Source organism: Bacillus sp. RSS_NA_20 (assembly GCF_020165915.1).
Lineage (GTDB): Bacteria > Bacillota > Bacilli > Bacillales > Bacillaceae > Bacillus > Bacillus altitudinis.
Window position 1 is genome coordinate 1,113,725 of sequence record NZ_JAIUKW010000005.1, and the last position, 17,127, is coordinate 1,130,851.

19 protein-coding genes are annotated in these 17,127 nt (G+C 41.5%); 3 read left to right on the plus strand and 16 right to left on the minus strand.

The window, feature by feature from the left end:
- Window positions 1-30: 30 nt before the first annotated feature.
- The 6 genes from hrcA to gpr form a co-directional block, all read right to left on the minus strand.
- Window positions 31-1,062: a heat-inducible transcriptional repressor HrcA gene (gene hrcA, locus LCD32_RS11300; protein WP_008342473.1), complete on the minus strand. Its 1,032-nt coding sequence runs from the start codon at window positions 1,060-1,062 to the stop codon at window positions 31-33.
- 81 nt (window positions 1,063-1,143) lie between these two features.
- On the minus strand, window positions 1,144-2,283 hold the full coding sequence (gene hemW, locus LCD32_RS11305) for a radical SAM family heme chaperone HemW (protein ID WP_224563790.1): 1,140 nt from the start codon (window positions 2,281-2,283) through the stop codon (window positions 1,144-1,146).
- Window positions 2,284-2,397: 114 nt separating this feature from the next.
- Entirely contained in the window at window positions 2,398-4,236 is a 1,839-nt protein-coding gene (lepA, locus tag LCD32_RS11310; protein WP_008342476.1) for a translation elongation factor 4, read from the minus strand.
- A gap of 165 nt (window positions 4,237-4,401) precedes the next feature.
- Window positions 4,402-4,734 (minus strand): YqxA family protein, encoded by a 333-nt coding sequence (locus tag LCD32_RS11315; protein ID WP_017358024.1) that lies wholly within the window; start codon window positions 4,732-4,734, stop codon window positions 4,402-4,404.
- Between the two features lie 13 nt (window positions 4,735-4,747).
- Complete coding sequence (locus LCD32_RS11320; RefSeq protein ID WP_017367632.1) at window positions 4,748-5,956, minus strand: stage II sporulation protein P; 1,209 nt, start codon at window positions 5,954-5,956, stop codon at window positions 4,748-4,750.
- 66 nt (window positions 5,957-6,022) lie between these two features.
- Entirely contained in the window at window positions 6,023-7,138 is a 1,116-nt protein-coding gene (gpr, locus tag LCD32_RS11325; protein WP_008342483.1) for a GPR endopeptidase, read from the minus strand.
- 198 nt (window positions 7,139-7,336) lie between these two features.
- Between gpr and rpsT the strand changes: the two genes are divergently transcribed.
- Window positions 7,337-7,603, plus strand: coding sequence for a 30S ribosomal protein S20 (rpsT, locus tag LCD32_RS11330; protein ID WP_008342485.1), 267 nt, complete (start codon window positions 7,337-7,339; stop codon window positions 7,601-7,603).
- Between the two features lie 134 nt (window positions 7,604-7,737).
- Here the strand turns inward: rpsT and holA are convergent, their stop codons facing one another.
- Window positions 7,738-8,757: a DNA polymerase III subunit delta gene (gene holA, locus LCD32_RS11335; RefSeq protein ID WP_017358025.1), complete on the minus strand. Its 1,020-nt coding sequence runs from the start codon at window positions 8,755-8,757 to the stop codon at window positions 7,738-7,740.
- Window positions 8,758-8,995: 238 nt separating this feature from the next.
- Between holA and LCD32_RS11340 the strand changes: the two genes are divergently transcribed.
- Window positions 8,996-9,130 carry a YqzM family protein gene (locus LCD32_RS11340; RefSeq protein ID WP_008342491.1) on the plus strand — a complete coding sequence of 45 codons (135 nt, stop codon included), beginning with the start codon at window positions 8,996-8,998 and terminating at the stop codon, window positions 9,128-9,130.
- 39 nt (window positions 9,131-9,169) lie between these two features.
- Here the strand turns inward: LCD32_RS11340 and LCD32_RS11345 are convergent, their stop codons facing one another.
- From LCD32_RS11345 to LCD32_RS11355, 3 genes are all read right to left on the minus strand, one after another.
- A complete protein-coding gene (locus LCD32_RS11345) occupies window positions 9,170-11,497 on the minus strand; it encodes a DNA internalization-related competence protein ComEC/Rec2 (RefSeq protein WP_035702731.1) in 2,328 nt (775 codons plus the stop codon).
- Window positions 11,490-12,059, minus strand: coding sequence for a ComE operon protein 2 (locus LCD32_RS11350; RefSeq protein ID WP_008342495.1), 570 nt, complete (start codon window positions 12,057-12,059; stop codon window positions 11,490-11,492). The genes LCD32_RS11345 and LCD32_RS11350 overlap by 8 nt, the downstream gene beginning before the upstream one ends.
- Window positions 12,060-12,124: 65 nt before the next feature.
- Window positions 12,125-12,754, minus strand: coding sequence for a helix-hairpin-helix domain-containing protein (locus tag LCD32_RS11355; RefSeq protein WP_017358027.1), 630 nt, complete (start codon window positions 12,752-12,754; stop codon window positions 12,125-12,127).
- A 90-nt stretch (window positions 12,755-12,844) separates the two neighbouring features.
- Here LCD32_RS11355 and comER point away from each other — a divergent pair, with 90 nt between their 5' ends.
- Window positions 12,845-13,693, plus strand: coding sequence for a late competence protein ComER (gene comER / locus LCD32_RS11360; protein WP_019743211.1), 849 nt, complete (start codon window positions 12,845-12,847; stop codon window positions 13,691-13,693).
- A gap of 48 nt (window positions 13,694-13,741) precedes the next feature.
- Here comER and LCD32_RS11365 read toward each other — a convergent pair whose 3' ends face one another.
- From LCD32_RS11365 to aroE, 6 genes are read right to left on the minus strand one after another with little or no spacing between them, the layout of a single operon-like run.
- Complete coding sequence (locus LCD32_RS11365; protein WP_019743210.1) at window positions 13,742-14,485, minus strand: class I SAM-dependent DNA methyltransferase; 744 nt, start codon at window positions 14,483-14,485, stop codon at window positions 13,742-13,744.
- The gene (gene rsfS / locus LCD32_RS11370) at window positions 14,482-14,838 is read right to left on the minus strand and encodes a ribosome silencing factor (protein ID WP_008342502.1); all 357 of its coding nucleotides are present in this window, start codon (window positions 14,836-14,838) and stop codon (window positions 14,482-14,484) included. Before rsfS ends, LCD32_RS11365 begins: the two co-directional genes overlap by 4 nt.
- A gap of 12 nt (window positions 14,839-14,850) precedes the next feature.
- On the minus strand, window positions 14,851-15,414 hold the full coding sequence (yqeK, locus tag LCD32_RS11375) for a bis(5'-nucleosyl)-tetraphosphatase (symmetrical) YqeK (RefSeq protein WP_017358029.1): 564 nt from the start codon (window positions 15,412-15,414) through the stop codon (window positions 14,851-14,853).
- A complete protein-coding gene (locus tag LCD32_RS11380) occupies window positions 15,404-15,973 on the minus strand; it encodes a nicotinate-nucleotide adenylyltransferase (RefSeq protein ID WP_224563796.1) in 570 nt (189 codons plus the stop codon). The genes yqeK and LCD32_RS11380 overlap by 11 nt, the downstream gene beginning before the upstream one ends.
- A 13-nt stretch (window positions 15,974-15,986) precedes the next feature.
- A complete protein-coding gene (yhbY, locus tag LCD32_RS11385; protein WP_008342507.1) occupies window positions 15,987-16,277 on the minus strand; it encodes a ribosome assembly RNA-binding protein YhbY in 291 nt (96 codons plus the stop codon).
- Window positions 16,271-17,113 (minus strand): shikimate dehydrogenase, encoded by an 843-nt coding sequence (aroE, locus tag LCD32_RS11390; RefSeq protein WP_025207652.1) that lies wholly within the window; start codon window positions 17,111-17,113, stop codon window positions 16,271-16,273. The genes yhbY and aroE overlap by 7 nt, the downstream gene beginning before the upstream one ends.
- Window positions 17,114-17,127 lie beyond the last annotated feature (14 nt).

A 17,127-nucleotide genomic window follows, 5' to 3' on the forward strand; every position in this document is an offset into this window, starting at 1 on the left:
GAAGGGGCTGTGCCCCCACCTTTTATCACCCTACTCATCATACAAATTGGAAAGTGCGTTTGACAAGTCTTTTGATACATGATGCAAAAGACTAACGACTCGCCCGTAATCCATACGGGTTGGACCAATGACAGCGATGGAGCCGAGTGATTTTTGATCAATCGCATAAGTTGCTGTGATTAAACTGCAGTTCTCCATTGCTTCCAAATTGTTTTCTGAACCGATTTTAATGGTGATTCCTTGCTGATTTGGATGAAACAGCTGCATGACATCATTCTTTTGTTCAATCAGCATCATGAGTGAACGAATACGGTCAATGTCATGAAACTCTGGCTGGTTCAACATATTAATCTTCCCGCCAAAGAAAAGTTTTGATTCATTTTGTGTTGAAGTGAATGTGTTACCAAGCGCATCTAAAATATGATCATAGTCTTTTAAATGCGTGCGAAGGAGCATCACTACTTCTTTATACATCCTGTCCTTCAGCTGATCCATCGGGACTCCGGCTAAGCGGCTGTTTAAAATATTCATCAGCTTCTCAATATCGGAGACATCAAGATGCTCAGAGAAGGTAATGGTTTTGTTTTCAACATGCCCGCTGTCTGTAATCATAATCGCTACTGCTTTATTAGGCTGGACGGGGACAAGCTGAATTTGCTTCAATCGATTTTCACTTAGCTTTGGACCAAGGACAATCGATGTGTAGTTTGTGAGATCTGATAAAATTTCCGCCGATTTTTGAACTGTTTTTTCCAGCTCAAAAATTTTCTCCTGAAATACTGACTGGATGAGCACAAGCTCTTTAGATGACAGTTTTCGCGGAGAGAGCAAATGATCTACATAATAACGATATCCTTTTTCGGAAGGAATTCTTCCTGATGAAGAATGGGTCTTTTCAATAAAACCGAGTTCCTCCAAATCAGCCATTTCGTTTCTAATCGTCGCAGAGCTGAATGTAATGTCTTCTTTTTTGGAAAGAGTCCTTGATCCAACTGGCTGCGCCGAACGAATAAAGTCATTAATAATGACTTGTAGAATCAAAAGCTGACGATTTGTTAACATCATCATCACCCCTGTTAGCACTCTCTTTCAACGAGTGCTAATTGTATAAACAAAATTACCAAACTCAAATTAAAATGTCAATTATAACTCACCGAGAAACGCTTGAAATACTTCATTTCCTAACAATTTTCCTTTTCTTGTTAAACGAATGCCAATCTCATCCTGTTCAATGAGACCTTTTTCTGCTAATTCTTCAAGAACGGCGGGAAAGAGTGCTTCTGGTGATGCTTCAAATTTCGCTTGAAAGTGAGCACTTTTCACGCCTTCAATTTTCCGCAAACCTAAGAACATTTCTTCTTCGATCTGTTCTGCTTTTGTCACCTGATGCGTTTCCTTATATGGAAACCCTGTTTGTTCAATGAGCTCTAAGTAATGCTTCACTGGTCCAGCGTTCACATTACGGACGCCATCTACATACCCGTGCGCTCCAGCTCCAAAACCAAAGTAATCTTCGTTGCTCCAATAGGTGAGGTTATGCTGGCTTTCAAAACCTGGTTTGGCGTAATTGCTAATCTCATATTGTTTGAGTCCATGCCGTTCCATTTCATCCATGACGAGCTCATACATTTCAGCCTCACGTTCTTGCGGTGGTAAATGCAGTTTCCCTTTTTGCATTAAATTGTAAAAAACCGTCTTCGGCTCGACAATCAGCGAATAAACCGAATAATGCTCTGCACCTAATGAAAAAGCGGTCTCTAGTGAATGCATGACATGATGCTTCTCTTGATGAGGCAAACCAAACATAAGATCAAGACTAATGTTGTCAAACCCAACTGCTCTTGCTCGCTCGAAAGATGTGAGAACATCTTTCTTTTGATGAACCCGTCCGATTTTTTTGAGCAGGTCATCTTCAAATGTTTGAACACCAAAGCTGAGCCGATTAACGCCTGCTGATTTTAAGACATTCAATTTCTCAAGCGATAGTTCGTCTGGGTTTGCTTCTACTGCAAACTCGATTAAGTTTTTGGTTGGTTTTAATACGCGGTGAATGCTGTCCATAAGCTGATCTAACTGGCTGGTTGTGAGTGATGTCGGGGTTCCCCCGCCAATAAAGATCGTCTTTAATTCTTCCTCCCCTTTTTGATCGATCGTGTGCTGCATTTCTTTTTCAAGAGCGGCTAAGTATTCATCGACCGGCTGGGTTTTAATGAAAAATTTATTGAAATCACAATAGTGACAAATGTGCTCACAAAATGGAATATGAATGTATGCTGCTTTCAATTATTGACACCTTCTTTACAGGTAAAGAGCCGCAGTTTATCGCTGCGGCCTCTTCGTTTGTTTTCGACTATAAACGTCAAGGCGAGCATTGTAAAGCAGGTTGCCTTGAGGATGTTATTTTTTCGGTGTGCTGTCGTCCATTTTCAGCACGGCCATAAATGCTTCTTGTGGGACTTCTACAGAACCCACTTGCTTCATGCGCTTTTTCCCTTCTTTTTGCTTCTCAAGAAGCTTTCTTTTCCGGGAAATATCTCCACCATAACACTTCGCTAGTACGTTCTTGCGCATTGCTTTAATGGTAGACCGTGCAACAATTTTTTGACCGATCGCTGCCTGAACTGGTACTTCAAAGTGCTGGCGCGGAATCAGTTCTTTCAGCTTTTCTACAATGATCTTTCCGCGTTCATACGCATAATCGCGGTGAACAATAAAGGAAAGTGCATCGATTTTTTCGCCATTGAGCATGATATCCATTTTCACTAGAGTGGATGGGCGATAGCCGATCAGCTCGTAATCAAAGGATGCATACCCTTTTGTATTGGACTTTAATTGATCAAAGAATTCGTATACGATCTCTGCCAGAGGAATTTCGTACACAATGCTCACGCGGTTTGCATCAAGATATTGCATATCAATGAAATTGCCGCGCTTTCCTTGGCAAAGCTCCATCACAGAACCAACATAATCATTTGGCACCATCATTGTTGCCTTCACGTATGGCTCTTCAATTCGCTCAATCTTTTGCGGATCAGGCAAATTGGATGGGTTATCTACAACAATTTTTTCTCCGTCTGTCATATACACATCGTAAATAACACTTGGCGCTGTCGTAATGAGGTCGATTTTAAATTCACGTTCAATCCGTTCTTGGATGATTTCCATATGAAGCATGCCAAGGAAGCCGCAGCGGAAGCCGAAGCCAAGTGCTTGGGATGTCTCTGCCTCATATTGAAGTGAAGAATCATTTAATTCAAGCTTTTCTAACGCTTCACGCAAGTCGTTATATTTCGCTGTGTCAATTGGATAAAGGCCGCAGTACACCATTGGGTTCAGCTTTCTATATCCAGGCAGAGCTTCTTTCGCAGGGTTTACCGCACTTGTGATCGTATCCCCTACTCGTGTATCACCAACGTTTTTAATGGCAGCTGTTAAATAGCCAACATCTCCAACAGTGAGTTCGTCTGTTGGCATTGCTTTCGGTGTAAATACGCCAACTTCAAGCACTTCAAATTCTTTGCCTGTCGCCATCATCTTAATTTTTTGACCCGGTTTTACGGTTCCTTCGACAATTCGTATGTAAGCAATGACGCCACGATACGCATCGTAGAGAGAATCAAAAATGAGGGCTTGAAGTGGTGCTTCTGGATCTCCAGCTGGTGCCGGCACCTTTTCGACGATTTGTTCTAAAATATCCTCGATCCCAATGCCCGCCTTAGCAGAGGTGAGAACAGCTTCAGATGCATCCAACCCGATGACATCTTCAATTTCTTGTCTTACACGTTCAGGCTCTGCACTCGGCAGATCAATTTTGTTAATGATCGGCAGGATTTCTAAGTTGTTATCAAGAGCTAAATAAACGTTCGCAAGTGTCTGTGCTTCAATGCCTTGTGCTGCATCCACCACAAGAATTGCACCTTCACAGGCAGCTAGGCTTCGAGATACCTCATAGGTGAAGTCGACATGCCCTGGTGTATCAATCAGGTGCATAATATATTCTTCTCCATCCTTCGCCTGATATTTCAGCTGGACAGAGTTTAATTTGATCGTAATGCCGCGTTCACGCTCTAAGTCCATGGAATCAAGTAATTGTTCTTTCATTTCTCGTTGCGTAATCGCCGCTGTTTTTTCCAAAATACGGTCAGCCAATGTGGATTTCCCATGGTCAATATGGGCGATAATGGAGAAATTTCGAATTCTTGATTGCCGTTCTAATCGTTTTTCTTTATCTGTCACAATCTATCACTCCTACTATAAAACGCGGGTTGCGCTAGGTTAGATTATATCAATAGGGCTGTAAAGATTCAATCGAAATCAAGAAAAGCCGCTCATCGGTTAGCGGCTTTTGCGAAAAGGTGTGATATCTTATGAAATAACATCCAACATGATGCTTACAACAGTTTATTTACCATTCACCCAATCATAAAGTGTACGGGCTGCATGCGTCATACCATCTGATAATGCTTTTCCGGCCTTAGAGAAGGCATTAAAGCTCTCCATTTCTTCTAGCTGCTTTTGTTTTTCTGCTAAGTCTTTTTGTGTGACAGCTGTTCCGAGGATAGAAGCTTCTTTTTCTTGATCATCATTCGTTTGCACAGTGAAGGCCCCTTTTAATTGCGGATCATGATACCCTTTCATTTGCAGCATGCCATTATTGGCTTGCTGCATTCCTAAAAAGACACCGAATAGCAATACGAGCGATAAAATAATGGTTTTTCCGATAAATGAGCCCATGTCCTCCACCACCTTAAGACCGTTTTTTCTCATCCTTTGCTTTGCCGTCTACCTTTTCTGCGTCCCAGAAAATTTCACTGAACACATCAGCTGCTGCATTGGATGCGTTTTTCAGTTCTTCCATATTATTATCCACACCGCCAAATTCTAATAGGAGGGCTTTGTCAGATAAATCTTGATTATAGATTCCATTATCTCCAATTTCTCCTTTGGCAAACACACCGACACTAAGTCCTCTATATTTTTTCTCCATCAAATGGTGGAACTCTGTCGCCAGCTTTAAGTTTTTCTCATAGCTTTGATTCTTCTTCCCTACAACAAACGCGATTCTCGCATATTTCTTGCCTTTGATTTCTACTGTCGTATCTTTCTTTCTTCTTGAATCCCGGTGAATATCGATTAAGTAATCTAGGTCATCATTTTTAGCGAGAGCTTCTTTTACAACCAATCTGGATTCATTATATGATTGAGGATACTTCAACCCTTTTTTCAGCAGTCTTTTTTCAATTTCTGTTTTATCCACTGTGTTGCCGATTCCTTGCTGATCGAGCGCTTTACCAAACATCTCCCCGACAAGGGTGACGTTCACTTTTGAGTGGCGCGCATTGTTTGGGTTTGTTTCTCCTTTTAAAAATGGTAAATATGATTCCGTATTATGTGTGTGATAAATGTATACAGCTTTTCGTTTTCCTGTCGACTGGTCCGGCTCTTTTGCAGGCGTTTTCGGTTCATCTTCATCAAGCTTGTCCAGCTCAGCTAGATTTGCTTCTTTTTCATCTTTGATGACTTCACTTGGAGGCGGCGATTCCATTGGCATATTCGTATAGTCTGTACCTTCACCTGCTAGGATGATTTTTGTATCAAAATGTTCAAAGCCTGGCAGCTCTCTTCCTAGAAAACTGCGGGGGTCTTCTAAATTGATACTTGTGGCAAGTTTGAGTGACAGCCCGGAGAAATGAAATCCTTTTTGATCTTCAGGGACTGCTGAGGCAAAATATTGATTTTCCATCCCCATTAGAGTTGCAAAGAATGCCCCTGACAGCTCATCTGCCACACCATATAATGACGCTTGAGGCCTAAGCTCAGGTTTTAAAGACGTCAAAGCCCCTGACATGACAAACACAACCACCAGAGAGACAATAAACAAAAAAATACTCTTCACTACTTTTGTTCCATTAATCGCAACGACCAACTGTCGAGGACGGCGAGGTCTTTTTTTCATGATTTACTCCCTCCAGCACGCTTTCTAGTAATTACACTATGAGCGAGCTAGAGAAAGTAGAACTGATTAATGATTATAGGAACCCATGTTGTCTTGAGAGATTTTTTGATGAAGTGCTGTATTTAACCCATTGGCGAGGACGTTCGCCATGTCATCAATGAATGTATCCACTTCCTTCGGTGTGACCATTAGATTTTGTCCAAGCGGTGCAAGCACCTCATGGATCAACTGTCTTTTTTCTTCTTCAGGAAGCGTTCCGACGATTCCTAAAAAGGATTGACGCGTTTCATCATCTGGCAAATCTTCTTCATTCAGCACTTTTTTCTTCCCAAATGTCAGACCTGCTGGTACTAAAGATCGGGAAGGTCTATCATCTTTCAGTTCTCTACCAAAATGCTTTAACACGTAATCAATCGTGTCACTTGCGATCGTCACTGCATCGACCACTGTCGGTACACCAATGGCAATGACTGGAATCCCCAAAGTCTCTTTGCTTAATTCTTTTCGTTTATTTCCGACACCCGATCCTGGATGTATACCTGTATCAGAAATTTGAATTGTCGTATTCACCCGTTCTACTGCACGTGCAGCTAGTGCATCGATGGCGATCACAAAATCTGGTTTAGATCGTTCAATGACACCTTGTATAATGTCACTTGTTTCTATACCAGTCAGTCCCATGACTCCAGGCGATAATGAAGACACTGGGCGATAGCCTTCCTGCACATTCTCAGGCTGTAATTCAAATAAATGGCGTGTCACCAGCAAATTTTCAACTGTGAGCGGCCCTAAAGCATCCGGCGTGACATTCCAGTTTCCGAGTCCTACGACAAGACAGCTCGCATCTGCCTGAATGCCGTGATCTTTTAAAAACTGAGCAAAATGATGGGCAAAAACTTCAACCACTTTTTCTTGCATCTCAGAGTCTTTCTCCCGAATTCCTTGCGCCTCAAGCGTCAAGTATGTCCCTGCCTTTTTTCCAGTCAGCTCTTCTCCTTCTGTCGTAATCTCCACAGTGCGGATGCGGATGCCGTGCTCTTCCTTCTCCTTCTCAACAATTCCTTGAATACCGTCCTTTTTGACCACATTCGGATCGTTCTCTTGTTCTAGTATCTCTTTTGTTTCAACGGCCAAATCGGTCCGGATTTGATAAGCGCTTAAATCGAGTTTCTGTTTCTTCATGAAAAGGCTCCTTCCATCAAGTAATTAACAGTAGTCTTTCCATCTCTTTCAAGAAACATTCGAGCGCTTCATCAATGAAAAATACTTTACATTTATATTGCATTCTAAAGGTGTGTTTGATAGAATACAATTTGTTCTATTGTGAAGATTTAACCTTAAGACAATTGTGTTTAGGTTGTATCTTAGGAGGTGAAACACATGCCAAATATTAAATCAGCGATCAAACGTACAAAAACGAATAACGAACGCCGTGCACACAACGCAACAATCAAGTCTGCGATGCGTACTGCGATTAAACAAGTTGAAGTTTCTGTAGCTAACAACGATGCTGAGCAAGCAAAAGCTGCTCTTTCTTCTGCTGCAAAACGCATTGACAAAGCCGTTAAAACTGGTCTTGTACACAAAAACGCAGCTGCGCGTTACAAATCAAGACTTGCGAAACAAGTAAACGGACTTTCTGCATAATGATTGCAACGCCTCAGTGATGAGGCACCTGTTTAACTGTACGTCCGTCCTGAACGGCTCAGCCATAAGGACAGACTGGCAATTATACATCTAAACAAAAACGACCCTCTTTTGAGAAGGTCGTTTTTTTATGTTCAAGCCCCTAATAACCGAAGCAGGAACAATTCTAATAATAGCTGCTTGTCCTTTTTACCCGTTTTCATTTCATAATCAATCGTGGAGAGCTCTTTGACGATGTACTTTAGCTCTTCTTCTGAAAACAGTCTTGCTTGATCCATCGCGAGTTTGACCCGGAATGGGTGAACTTTCAGGTTTGACGCAATTTGTTTTTGCCCGTATCCCTGTTGAGCAAAGTACTTTGTCTGCAATATCAACCGAAATTGATTTGAAATGAGTGCCAATATTTTAATGGGTTCCTCATTTTGCTTTAGGAGATCATAAAACATTTGCATCGCTTCAGACCGGCGCCTGTTCACGATTTGGTTAATCAGTTCGAAAATATTCTGCTCCAAACTTCGTGCAACGAGCTGATTGACATCCGCCAGCTCAATTTCCTCTCGCTGCCCAATATATGTACTTAGCTTTCGAACCTCTTGAAAAAGTGAGGACAGGCTCCCGCCACATAACATGACAAGCTGTTCTGCCGCTTCAGCCGAGATTGTTTTTCCTTCTGTTTTCACCAGCGTGATGGTGAAATCTGTTGTTTCTTTCGGATTTAACTCTTTCGCCTCAACTACAGCCGCTTTCTTTTTTAACAACTTGGTGATTTTCTTACGTTCGTCCAGTTTTTCATATGGGGCCAATAACACGAGAATCGTGTAGGGTGCTGGCTTTTCTAAATAAGCTTCTAACACAGAAAGCTGATGCTCGATCTTTTCTTTTTTCTTTTCTGCAGTGAGGAAATAAGGGTTCTTGATCACAACGAGACGCCGCTCTCCCATAAACGGAAATGTTTCTGCGTCCGTCACAGCCTGCTCAAGCGGCACCTCTTCCATATCGAAGACAGAGTAATTAAAATCCTTTGTTTCTTCGTCGACGACAGCTTGTCTCAATTTTGCAGCTGTCTCTTGAAGTAAATACGTTTCTTTTCCATATAAGCAATAAACGGGATGGATATCCCCTTTTTTTAAATTGTTCCATACTTCAAAGACCATTCGCTTAAATCCCTCTCTTTCACTTCCTCCTCTATCCTAAAGTGTGTAGAGACATTAGTAAAGAGGAAGCTGAAAGTGCCGCCTCCTCATTTATAGTAAACGTCTCACGTAAGCTCCCGGGTCAGCTTACAGTCAGACGATATTCACAAAATGATCATGAAAATGGAAAACGGTTACTTTACCTTCTAGCAATTCCAAATGAGTTCAAGTATACTAAAAATAGCCAGGAGGGATGAAAATGAATGAATTTGAAAAGAATGTTCAAAGCAAGCGGAATGATGTGACCGACTCAGCTGTTGGTTTTATCGTCACATTCGGATTTTTCGCCTCAATGTTTATTTTGGCAACAGTGATACACCTCGTTGGATCTTAACTACATGAATGCAAGATGACTGCCGTTTTGGCAGTTTTTTTATTGATTTTGTAAGATATCATATGGAGGATGAGCGTAAAATGTTCCATCCTCTTCAAGAAATTCATAGGTCACACTTCCATCAATATCTGTACGATACACCTTTGTTTGATGATCATTTAATTTTTTCAAAACTTCTTGATGAGGATGGTGATATCGATTTCGTTCACCTACTGAAATCAGTGCATATGACGGGTTCAAATGCTGAAGCCATTCTTCACTTGTTGATCCTTTACTCCCGTGATGCCCAACCTTCAAGACATCCGCTCGTAGCTCAGGGTAAGCTTGAATGATGTCTCGTTCCCCTTCTTGTTCAAGATCCCCAGTCAGCATAAAACGCTTTCCGCCAAGCGTAAAGGTGAGGACCAGTGAATCATTATTTTTACTCGTCACCTGGTCACTTGCGGGATGCAGAACGTCAAATTTTTGTCCTCCAATTCTCAGCTGATCCCCTCTTTCTAACTCATCTATAGGAATCCTTTGATCAGCCGCTTCCTTTAAAAGCTGCGCATCCTCTGGATTTCGAGCAAAGCCTTTTGGGATTGCAAGGCGTTTGACTTTATTTCGCTTTATTAACCGCATCGCTTCTCCCATATGATCTTGATCTGCATGGGTAAGGATGAGGACATCAAGTTTTGCTATGCCTTTAGAATGCAGAAATGGAATAAGCGTTTGATCCCCAATTGTAGATACTTTACGTCTTTTTTTCCATGGCTCTTCTTCAAAAGAAAGTCTGCCTCCTGTATCGACTAATATATGCCCGGTTCGATAAGGTAGCTGAATAAACAAACTATCCCCTTGTCCTACATCTAACATCGTGACCTCTCCTTTTTGAAGAAAATTCGGCGTGAAATAGTGTACAGACAGCACACAAACGAGAATCAAAATCGGCACAAGATAAGATTTGATAGAAGTTTTACATTCCATCACAATGAATAGAAAAACAATGGAGGAAACCTCTAGGAGCACATGCCACCATGTCGATTTCATAAAAATGAGAGTAAGACTATCGTAAGCAGCCATGTGTGCAGACAATTGATGACTAAACTGGATCACCCAATCAAGCAGCTGAAACAGTGTTTGTCCAAGCGGAAGATAAATGATAGATAAAAGAAAAAAGAATAAGGACAGAGGCATGACAACCATTGTATAAAAAGGAACAAACATCATATTTAAAGGAACACTCAGCAAGGAAAATTGTTGAAAATAATATAAAAGAACAGGAAGCGAAGCAAGCTGTGCAATCAAGGAAATGAGGAATAACTGCATCACCGAACTTTTTGCTTTTGATAAAATACTAGTGGATAGCAAAATAAATAAGGTCACCACAAATGACAGTTGAAAACCGACATCAAATATATAAAGTGGTTGAATGGCTAATAAAAGCAAGAACGCTGCACTTAACACGACCGCAGAAGGCTGTTTCATTTCTTTTGGCAGACTTGTGATGACTAAATAAATTCCAGCCATGAGACAGGCTCTTAACACAGACGGTGCAGCACCTGTTAAACAAGCATAAACCGGCAAAAAGGATAATAAAAGAATACGCGCTGTCTCTCTTGTCACGCCAGCACGGAGTAGACACCAAAATAGACAAGCGAGCAATGTTTGAACATGAAGTCCTGAAATGGCTAATAAATGAATGATGCCAAGCATTTGATAATCTCTTAATGTATCAGGGTCTATTAAATCACGATCGCCAAAAATAAGTGCCTGCACAATCCCAACAGAATTCTTCGGAACGTGATCTTCTAGAAATTTCAACCCCTTCTGCCTAATAGATGAAAGGTCATGTGAAGGGCTGTCATGTTTCGTGCAGCTTTTCATAGACTGCGTTAAGAAAATAGCATCAATGCCTTTTGTTTTTAGAAATTGATCATATTGAAAGCCATTCGGTATGGTAGCATGTTTAGGTAACCGAACCTCACCTGTCATATGACAGCTCATACCTGGCTCAACATCTTTTAACGCTTCTTTTTCACGCTCCGTTTGAATCGTATAAAATGCCGCTAGTCGACCATTCTCTGATGAAACAGTCGCTGAAAAGCGATTGCCATCTATTTTCGGAATCGTTTCAATCACAACCGAATGAGAAAATACTTTTTCTTGTATGGGATGATCCGTTTCAAAAAACTGATGCACCATAAAAATGAGCATATAGATCGTTCCACACAAACTGACCATTAAAAAGAGCTGGGGTGTTTTTTTCAGCAGACTGAAAAGAAGACATACAAGAAGAAAAAGGAGAAAATACAAATGAAGATGATATGCGGCCAGAGCAATTCCAGCAGCTGCTGAAATCGCCCCGAACGGCAAATACTTAAACATAGGAAGTAAATAATTGATTCGCCTTTTCATGCATTTGACGAATTTCTGTTTCGCTACGTCCTGATTCACTTAGTTTGCCTATTAAATCCGCAACAAAGGCTAATTTTTCTTGGTTTTTTAAGTCAATAATCATCTCATCTAGTTCAACCTGTTCTGTTTGAACTCCGGCTTGTTCGAATAAATCAACAGCATATGGATGATTTTTATAATCCTTCGCATAATACACTGTTCGAATACCTGCTTGAATAATCGCTTTACAGCACTGCAAGCAAGGAAAATGCGTCACATATATTTCAGCATCAGCCGTTGGTGCACCAAATTTGGCACATTGTAAAATAGCGTTCATCTCCGCATGGATTGTACGAACGCAGTGATGATCTATCACATAGCATCCTACATCTGCACAATGCACGTCACCGGCAATGGATCCATTATATCCACCTGCGATGATGCGCTTGTCTCTTACGATCGTTGCCCCAACAGCTAGCCGCTCACAGGTGCTTCGCAAGGCAAGCAAATGGCTTTGAGCCATAAAATATTGATTCCATGAAATTCTCTCCACGAGCTGATCCCTCCAGAATGATGGTTGGTATTAAGTGTACATGCCTTTCTTCTATACCGTCAATTCTACTTGACCGTCAGTTGATTTTTAAGCCGTTCAATGGTCTTCTCTCCAAAACCCGAAATATTCCGTAAATCTTCAATTTGCTGAAATTCTCCATGTTCTTCTCTATACGCAATGATGGCTTCCGCTTTGGCTGGGCCTATTCCGTTAATGGTCTGCAATTCCGCTGCATCAGCTTGATTGACATTCACCCCTTGACTCTGTTCATTTCCCGGCGGCGTATCAGCCGCTGCTGTTTGTCCCTGCTTGTCAGCCTCCCCCTTCTTTCGTACATAAATCATCATACTATCCTCTAATTTTGCTGCTTGATTGATGTCAACTGTATCTGCCTTGCTCGTAAAACCACCTGCTCTTTTAATGGCTTCTTCAACTCTGTCCTCAGCCATAAATGCATAAACGCCCGGCTTCCGTACAGCTCCTTTGACCTCTACTACGATGGATGTTGGCTCTTTTTCTGCACTCTCTTGTTTTTCTTCTAATGTGACTTGCGTTTCATGTTGTTCTTTCAATACACTTGGCTCGGCGCTATCTTTCTCTTTTCCTACTAAAAAGCAGAAACAGATGATGACGAGGATAATGATTCCCGCTATCAGATAAAGACTGTATTTTTTCAACGAAATGAGCTGCTTCACTTGTTCACGCTTCTTTCAATCATATTTTCACGCTGCTTCACATACTGTTTAGAAGATAACAGATCCTATGCGTCTAAGGAGGGAGAACGTTTGAATATAGGGTTAATCGGTACAGGAAACATGGGTACCATACTTACTGAGGCATTTATTGAATCAAAAGCAGTCAATCCCTCATCCATCACCATTACAAATCGGACCATCGAAAAAGCGTTCAATATAAAAAAGAATCACCCAGAGGTCGAAGTGACGAAACAGCTTTCAGGAGCTGTAACAGATAAAGATTTCATCTTTGTTTGTGTCAAACCACTTGATATTTATCCGCTTTTAAAAGAGTTGAGCCCACTTTTAAAAGAACAGCAAACCATTGTCATCATTACAAGTCCGGTTCATCCTGAACAGCTTCAAGATATTGTTCCTTGTCAAACAGCCAGACTGATCCCAAGCATCACCAACCGCGCGTTATCAGGCGCATCACTTTTAACATTTGGTTCATCATGCAATGTCACGACAAAAGCAGCGCTCAGACAACTCGCTTCCCGCATTTCAACACCAATCGAAATTCATCATTCAATCACACGGGCAGCCTCAGATATTGTCAGCTGCGGTCCTGCCTTTATTAGCTTTCTTGTTCAGAAAATGATTGAAGCCGCTGTTGAAGAAACGGATATTTCAAAAGAAGAAGCCACCACCTTATCAGAAGATATGCTTGTAGGACTTGGTCGTTTGATTGAAAAAAGGGTGTATACCCTGCCTACACTGCAACAGAAGGTGTGTGTAAAAGGCGGCGTCACCGGCGAGGGCATTAAAGCACTTGAAGCAGGTGTTCAAGATATGTTCCATCAGCTTTTCCAGAACACTCATGACAAGTTCGATGAGGATCTAGAAGCGGTTGCGCATCAATACCCACCGAGTGTGTTTACTGATGATCTCAGAAATTAAACATGTTCGCAACAAGCGAAAAAAGGGTTTTAAAAAAACCATCGTCCATTAAACGATGGTTTTTGGTTTCTTCGCTGAAATAAAATATCTTTCTGCACATTCTTGAGGTGCTTCATTTGTAAAATCAGCGGTCACTTCAATCTGTTCAAAGCCAGCGGACTCAAGGAACGCTGCATATGTCTCAAAAGGAAATGTACGCTGTTCGTGCGTTTCATCATAACGCTCATACACGTCTCCGTCTTTTACAAAAAAGCTTAAATCATGAATGACTGAAAATGGATGATCTCCTTTATCACTCTGCCAAATGTAGCTGATTTCTTCATCTTGATCGGCATAAGTAGAGCCAGGAAATACCTCTTCCATTTTATAAGGGGTATGAACATCAAACAATAAAACCCCACCTGTCTCTAAAAGCTGAAACATGTTTTTAAAGGTTTTTTTGACGTCATTTTCGTTTTTTAGATAATTCAAAGAATCACAGCAAATAACCGCTGCTTGAAAAATTTGTTCAAACCCCTCAAGCTCTCTCATATCTTGATGTAAAAATTGAATAGACTGCTTATGAGCCTGTGCTTTTTGCTGCGCAAATGCCAGCATCTCTTCACTTAGGTCAATTCCTGTGACCATGTGGCCTTTTGCAGCTAACCGAACAGATATCTCTCCAGTTCCACAACCTACATCGATAATCGCACTATTCGGCTTGATATACCGCTGTATCCACTGAACCCATTCATCATAAGGGGCATGTGTCATGAGCTCATCATACACACCTGCAAACCCTTGATAAATCATGAGTTAATGCCAAGCGAAAGCGTTTCTCTCGGCGCATCTCCCCAAAGCTTCTCTAAGTTATAGTATCCTCTTTCCTCTTTGTGGAACACATGAGCAATGACATCTCCTAAATCAATCAAGACCCATCTTGCTTCGTCAAAGCCTTCCATCTTTTTAACTTCGATGCCGCCTTCTTCTGCAAGGTGTTTCACTTCTCTTGCAATGGCCTGTACTTGTTTGTCAGAATTCCCGTGACAAATGAGAAAATAATCTGCAACAAGTGAGATCCCTTGCATATTCAGGGCAATAATGTCCTCTGCCCGTTTATCATCGCACGCTCCTGCTGCGATGTTTAAAATTGATGATGCATCCATCAAAATTCCTCCTTAGTTGTTCTTTTGCACAAGTGAGTTATAAGTAGCAAGTGTATCTGGGAAAACTGGCTGATTCTTTTTCATTAAAAAGCTGACGGTGTTTTTTAAAGATTGAATCAAGGCAAGGTCCAAATCCTGCTCTGCTAACTCTCTTACTTCCTCTACACCAGGAAAATGGCGTCCTGGCTCTATATAGTCGGCGACATAAATAACTTTTTCAAGCAATGTCATGTTCGGTCTGCCGGACGTATGGAATTCAATGGCTGTTAAAATATCTTGGTCGTCAATTCCAACTTCTTTTTTGACCAAATAGGCACCAACTGGGGCATGCCAAAGCTCAGGTGAATATTTAAGCAATAGAGGGTTCATCTGTTCTTGCTGGATGATGCCCTTCATTTCTTCTTTCGGTCTAAATTTAGCATAATCGTGGAAAATAGCTGCGACCTCTGCTTTTTTCACATCTGCACCAAAACGTTCAGCTAATGAAATGGCCGTCTCCATGACCCCAATTGTATGTGTATATCTATGCTCTGTTAACTGCTGTTTGACACAGTTTAAAGCTTCTTCACGATTCATATAAATGATGCTCCTTTATATAACACTCAACCGCTTTCGGAATCAAATAATCAACAGGTTTCCCCTGCTTCATTCGCTGCCTAATCAATGTCGATGATACATCAAAAGCCGGAACATCTGCAAACAAAAGAGGATACGCCGTATTTCCTTCATAACCTGGTCTTTTCATCCCAATAAAGGTGATCACCTGAAGCAAATCATCGATTCTGTGCCATTTTGGCAAATACTCGACCATGTCCGCTCCAATCATAAAAAAGAACTCATCTTCAGGATGGCGCTTCTTTAACAGCTCAACCGTATCTACTGTATAAGATGGGCCCTCCCGCTCCATTTCAATAAGCTCAACTCGAAAATGAGGATTTGTCTGAATCGCTTTTTCCACCATTTTTACGCGGTGATGACTCTCTGCTCGTTTTCGGCCCGTTTTATGAGGGGGCTTGTGATTTGGGATAAACCAAATTTCATCAAGCCCTACTTGGAAACGCACCTCACTTGCCATCAGCAAATGCCCATTATGCGGGGGATCAAACGTACCGCCGAACAATCCTATTTTTTTCATATCATATCCACCTTTACGGCAGCTTAATTTGTTTATTTTCCTTTGATTCCTTATAAAGGACAATCACATTTCCGATCGTTTGAACGAGTTCAGCTTTTGCACCTTTTACAAGTGCTTTTGCAACCTCTGTTTTGTCCTCGTCGCAGTTTTGCAATACGCTGACTTTCAAAAGTTCTCTTGCTTCAAGCGCCTCGGAAATTTGCTTGACCATATTGTCATTTACCCCGCCTTTTCCAACTTGAAAAATAGGTGATAAATGATGTGCTTGCGCACGTAAAAAACGTTTTTGCTTACCTTTTAACATGGTGTTCCTCCTAATTTCTCTATGACAATTGACTTCATTTTTCGGGCGTCAGGTGTAATGCCCGTCCATAGTTCAAAGGCTCTTACCGCCTGACCAACAAACATGCCGACGCCATCGACTGTTTTCAAACCTAACCCGGCTGCTTCACTTAGCAGCTTTGTTTCTATTGGATTATACACAATATCACAAACGACCGCTGTTTTTTTTGCGTTCGCTAAAGAAATGGGGGTTTCTTCAACATTCGGATACATACCAATCGAGGTCGTATGGATGATGACATCATATTCCCCAAGCCGCTCTTCTGCTGTATTTAATGCAATGGCACGAGATGTGATTTTCCCATCGGCACTTTCAATTAAAGCTTCAGCTTTTTCAATGGTGCGGTTGGCGATATCAAAGTGTTTCGGTGCATACTCAGCAATTGTCGTGTAAATCGCTCTTGCTGCTCCACCAGCACCAAGCAGGAGAAATGACAGCTCTGATAACGGCTGATCCAACGCTTCAAGCAATGAATGAAGAAAGCCTTCTCCATCTGTATTGTACCCAACGAGCTGATCTCCTTCGAGCCGCACCGTATTGACGGCACCAAGGCGTTCAGCTGTCACATCAATTTTGTCGAGGTACTTCATGATTTCTACCTTGTGCGGAACAGTGACGTTAATGCCGCTGATTCCTAACGCTTTCATGCCGCTAATCGCATCTTTCAGGTCATCATTTTCTACTTGAAAGCCATGATAATGTCCATCAATTCCAGCATCCTTTAATGCTGCATTATGAATATCCGGAGACATTGAGTGGCCAACAGGGTTACCGATTACTCCGTATAAAGGTTTCAAGGTCTCTCCCCCTC

What these genes read in the sequence shown, in the direction of transcription:
- hrcA (WP_008342473.1), bottom strand. Translation starts at nt 1,062, where the DNA reads ATGTTAACAAATCGTCAGCTTTTGATTCTACAAGTCATTATTAATGAC.
- LCD32_RS11315 (WP_017358024.1), bottom strand. Translation starts at nt 4,734, where the DNA reads ATGGGCTCATTTATCGGAAAAACCATTATTTTATCGCTCGTATTGCTA.
- LCD32_RS11320 (WP_017367632.1), bottom strand. Translation starts at nt 5,956, where the DNA reads ATGAAAAAAAGACCTCGCCGTCCTCGACAGTTGGTCGTTGCGATTAAT.
- gpr (WP_008342483.1), bottom strand. Translation starts at nt 7,138, where the DNA reads ATGAAGAAACAGAAACTCGATTTAAGCGCTTATCAAATCCGGACCGAT.
- rpsT (WP_008342485.1), top strand. Translation starts at nt 7,337, where the DNA reads ATGCCAAATATTAAATCAGCGATCAAACGTACAAAAACGAATAACGAA.
- holA (WP_017358025.1), bottom strand. Translation starts at nt 8,757, where the DNA reads ATGGTCTTTGAAGTATGGAACAATTTAAAAAAAGGGGATATCCATCCC.
- LCD32_RS11340 (WP_008342491.1), top strand. Translation starts at nt 8,996, where the DNA reads ATGAATGAATTTGAAAAGAATGTTCAAAGCAAGCGGAATGATGTGACC.
- LCD32_RS11345 (WP_035702731.1), bottom strand. Translation starts at nt 11,497, where the DNA reads ATGTTTAAGTATTTGCCGTTCGGGGCGATTTCAGCAGCTGCTGGAATT.
- LCD32_RS11365 (WP_019743210.1), bottom strand. Translation starts at nt 14,485, where the DNA reads ATGATTTATCAAGGGTTTGCAGGTGTGTATGATGAGCTCATGACACAT.
- rsfS (WP_008342502.1), bottom strand. Translation starts at nt 14,838, where the DNA reads ATGGATGCATCATCAATTTTAAACATCGCAGCAGGAGCGTGCGATGAT.
- yqeK (WP_017358029.1), bottom strand. Translation starts at nt 15,414, where the DNA reads ATGAATCGTGAAGAAGCTTTAAACTGTGTCAAACAGCAGTTAACAGAG.
- LCD32_RS11380 (WP_224563796.1), bottom strand. Translation starts at nt 15,973, where the DNA reads ATGAAAAAAATAGGATTGTTCGGCGGTACGTTTGATCCCCCGCATAAT.
- yhbY (WP_008342507.1), bottom strand. Translation starts at nt 16,277, where the DNA reads ATGTTAAAAGGTAAGCAAAAACGTTTTTTACGTGCGCAAGCACATCAT.